General features: G+C 70.1%; 3 protein-coding genes and 1 pseudogene. 2 read left to right on the top strand and 2 right to left on the bottom strand.

All coding sequences use genetic code 11. The annotated features are described in order from the left end of the window. Together DSP71_RS16055 and DSP71_RS16050 are read left to right on the top strand one after the other, a co-directional pair. A pseudogene (locus tag DSP71_RS16055) lies at positions 1–339 on the top strand (MFS transporter); the annotation flags it as partial. Positions 340–408: 69 nt separating this feature from the next. Further along, a complete protein-coding gene (locus DSP71_RS16050) occupies positions 409–1017 on the top strand; it encodes an NUDIX domain-containing protein (protein ID WP_113681587.1) in 609 nt (202 codons plus the stop codon). Between the two features lie 9 nt (positions 1018–1026). Here the strand turns inward: DSP71_RS16050 and DSP71_RS16045 are convergent, their stop codons facing one another. Together DSP71_RS16045 and DSP71_RS16040 are read right to left on the bottom strand one after the other, a co-directional pair. Further along, on the bottom strand, positions 1027–2232 hold the full coding sequence (locus DSP71_RS16045; protein WP_113681586.1) for a homoserine O-acetyltransferase: 1206 nt from the start codon (positions 2230–2232) through the stop codon (positions 1027–1029). Positions 2233–2272: 40 nt separating this feature from the next. Then, on the bottom strand, positions 2273–3200 hold a 928-nt coding region (locus DSP71_RS16040), incomplete at its 5' end, for an endonuclease/exonuclease/phosphatase family protein (RefSeq protein ID WP_220151129.1).

Raw genomic sequence — 3200 nt, 5'->3', positions numbered from 1 at the left:
GGTTTCGTCTCGTCGGTGCTGAGCCCGACGATCCAGACCCGCCTCATGGATGTGGCCGGTGACAACCAGTCGATCGCGGCAGCCATGAACCACTCCGCGCTCAACATCGGCAACAGTCTGGGTGCCTTCCTCGGCGGCGTCGTGATCGCCGCAGGCTGGGGCTTCACGGCACCGGCGTGGACAGGGGCCGCGCTCGCCGTGGCGGGTCTGCTGATCGCCCTGCTGTCCTATCGCGTCGAAGGGCGTCGTCCCGCGCCGGTGGAGCTCGTCACAGCGGTATCGGCCGGATCGGCATCGGTCGTCTCGACATCGACAGCACCGACCTCGACCGCACCGTAGACGACCGCACCGTAGACGACCGCACCGTAGACGACCGCACCGTAGACGACCGCACCGTAGAGTGACGGGGTGAGTGCTCCCGAGACGACTCTGCCCGTGGCCGGGACCGTTGTCCTGCTGCGGGCGTCGGATGCGGGGTTCGAGGTGCTCCTGATGCGGCGGCCCGATCGCGGCTCGTTCGCGGGAGCGTGGGTCTTCCCCGGGGGCAAGGTCGAGCCCGGTGACATCCGCGGGGGTGGCGACATCGACGATGCGCGGCACGCCGCCATCAGGGAGACCGCCGAGGAGGTCGGCCTCACGGTCGAGGATCTCATCGTGCTGTCGGAGTGGCAGCCGCCGCCGGAGGCACCGACGCGCATCCGGACCTGGTTCTTCCTCGCTCACGCACCGACCGGGGAGGCCGCGCCCTCCGCCGACGAGGTCGAGGAGATCGCGTGGGTGCGCCCGGCTGAGGCGCTCGCGCGCCATGCGTCCGGGACGTGGAGCCTGTACCCGCCCACCTGGATCACACTGCATCAGCTCTCGGCGTTCGGCGATGTGTCCTCGGCACTCTCCTCGGGCGGCTCGGCCCAGCTGTTCCAGACGCGGGTGCTCGACTCCGATGCCGGTCGGGGTTTCGCCTGGGAGCAGGGGCGTCTCGAGGCGGGTTCGCTGCCCTGGCGGTTCGAACCGAGCTGAGCGGAGGGGTCAGCTCTCGAGCAGGCGCCGCAGATTCGAGCCGACCGCCTCGGTCTCGATGAGGAAGCCGTCGTGTCCGAAGTCGCTGGCGATGACCACGGCCTCGTCGTCGATGACGTTCGGGATGCTGCGGGCGATGCGCTGCTGTCCGTCGACAGGGAAGAGCCGGTCGCTGTCGATCCCGAGCACCAACGTGGTCGCGGTGACGGCATGCAGCGCCTCTTCGACGCCTCCTCGACCGCGGCCGACGTCGTGCGAGTTCATGGCCTCGACCAGGGTGATGTAGCTGTTCGCGTCGAATCGGCGTGTGAACTTGTTGCCATGGAAGTCGAGGTACGACTCCACCGCGAAGCGTCCGCCGTGACCGAGCGGTGACACGTCGGACTGCCAGGAGCGCTGGAACCGCTGATTCAGCTCGATCGGGCTGCGGTAGTTCAGCAGAGCCATGCGTCGGGCGAGGGCGAGCCCCCGGTGCGGACCGTCGCCGTCCGCGAGGTCGTAGTACTCGCCGCCCTGGAAGCGCGGGTCCATGCGGATGGTCTCCAACTGCACGGTGTTGAGCGCGATCTGGTCGGCGGTGGTCACCGGGGGAGAGGAGAGCACGGCGAGGCGCTGCACACGCTCGGGGTGCGTGGCCGCCCATTCCAGCGCGTGCATCCCTCCCATGGAGCCGCCGATGACCGCGGCCCAGCTGTCGATGCCGAGAGCATCGGCGAGGCGCACCTGGGCGGCGACCTGGTCGCGGATGGTCAGGTAGGGGAAGCGCGACGCCCATTCGTAGCCGTCCGCGGCGATGCTCGCAGGTCCCGTCGATCCCTGGCATCCTCCCAGCATGTTCGGGGCGATCACGAACCAGCGGTCCGTGTCGAGCGGAGCGCCAGGACCAGTGATGTCCTCCCACCAGCCCGCGGTGGGGTGGCCGGCGCCCGCGGCTCCGCGCACGTGACTGTCGCCGGTGAGCGCGTGCAGCACCAGGACGGCATTGTCCCGTGCCGCGTTCAGCTCGCCCCAGGACTCGTAGGCGATGCGGATGCCGGGGAGCTCTGCACCGCTCTCGGTCGCGAACGGTCCGAAGGCGGCGAAGCGACGACCCCCCACGGGGTCGCCGTCCCGCCAGGCGCCGGTCGCCGGCGGACGGGCGCGGAGCAGCCTGACATCGGCCTCCGTCACGGGTGCAGAGGGCACCGTGTCCTCGGAGGTCGTCTGCCAATCCATGCTTCCATTCTCGCCTGGCAGGGCACCCCTCGGTGGCAGGTTACGGAGTGATCGCGGATCGGGCTCGGGTGACGGTCGCCAGATGGTCGCTGTTGCCTGCGCGCATGGTGCCAGAGGTGACGACGTCGAGTCCGCGTACGAACACCTGGTCGATGCGGACGAGTGGGAAGGCCGTGGGCCATGTGAAGCCCAGGCTTCCGTCGGTCGGGCGCACCCAGTCGGTCTCCGCGCGCAGGGCGGTCAGACTCGGATCGGTCGACGGTGCGTTGAAGTCGCCGACGACGATCAGCGACTCCGCCGGGTCGGACGCCACCTCTTCCGCGATGCCGCCCAGCATGGTGTCACGGTCCTGTTGGTGCCCTGGCCGTACCGATGCCGCGTGCAGCACATAGACGGCGACGGGAGCGGACGGGGCCTGCACCTCGACGCGAAGCGCGCGCTTCCAGCTGAGTCCGAGTGTGAGGGGCTCGGCATCAGCGAGGGGATACCTGCTCCAGACGCCCACCGTCCCGACGGTGTAGGAGTGCGGGTACTCCGCTGTGAGGGTGTCCTGCGCGGCGGAGAGGCTGTCTCCGTCGAGCTCGACGAGGGCGATCACGTCGGCACCGCTCTGCGCCAGCTCGGAGGCGGAGGATGCGGCTCCACCGGAGCGCGCTCGCACGTTCTGACTCACGACGGTCAGCTCGGATGCGGCAGCCGACTCCACGTCCGCCCCGCCGGGGAGGCCGGGGAACGCCGGCATCATCGCGAGGGCCCACAGGAGTGCGGGAACCAGGATCAGGACGAGAACTCGCGGCGCACGCAGGAGGGCGACCAGCACCAGTGCGACGAGGATGATCCCCAGCCACGGGAGGACAGCCGAGACCGCGGTGCCGACGAGCCCCGGGATCCAGCCGCAGGCGACGACGAGCGCCAGGAGGACACCGGTCACGGCGAGCCACCGGGCGACGGTCCGTGACCGCCGCGTG

The organism is Microbacterium sp. H6 (assembly GCF_003314775.1).
GTDB lineage: Bacteria > Actinomycetota > Actinomycetes > Actinomycetales > Microbacteriaceae > Microbacterium > Microbacterium oxydans.
This window is presented reverse-complemented; position numbering and strand designations above follow the sequence as displayed.

What these genes read in the sequence shown, in the direction of transcription:
- DSP71_RS16045 (WP_113681586.1), bottom strand. Translation starts at nt 2,232, where the DNA reads ATGGATTGGCAGACGACCTCCGAGGACACGGTGCCCTCTGCACCCGTG.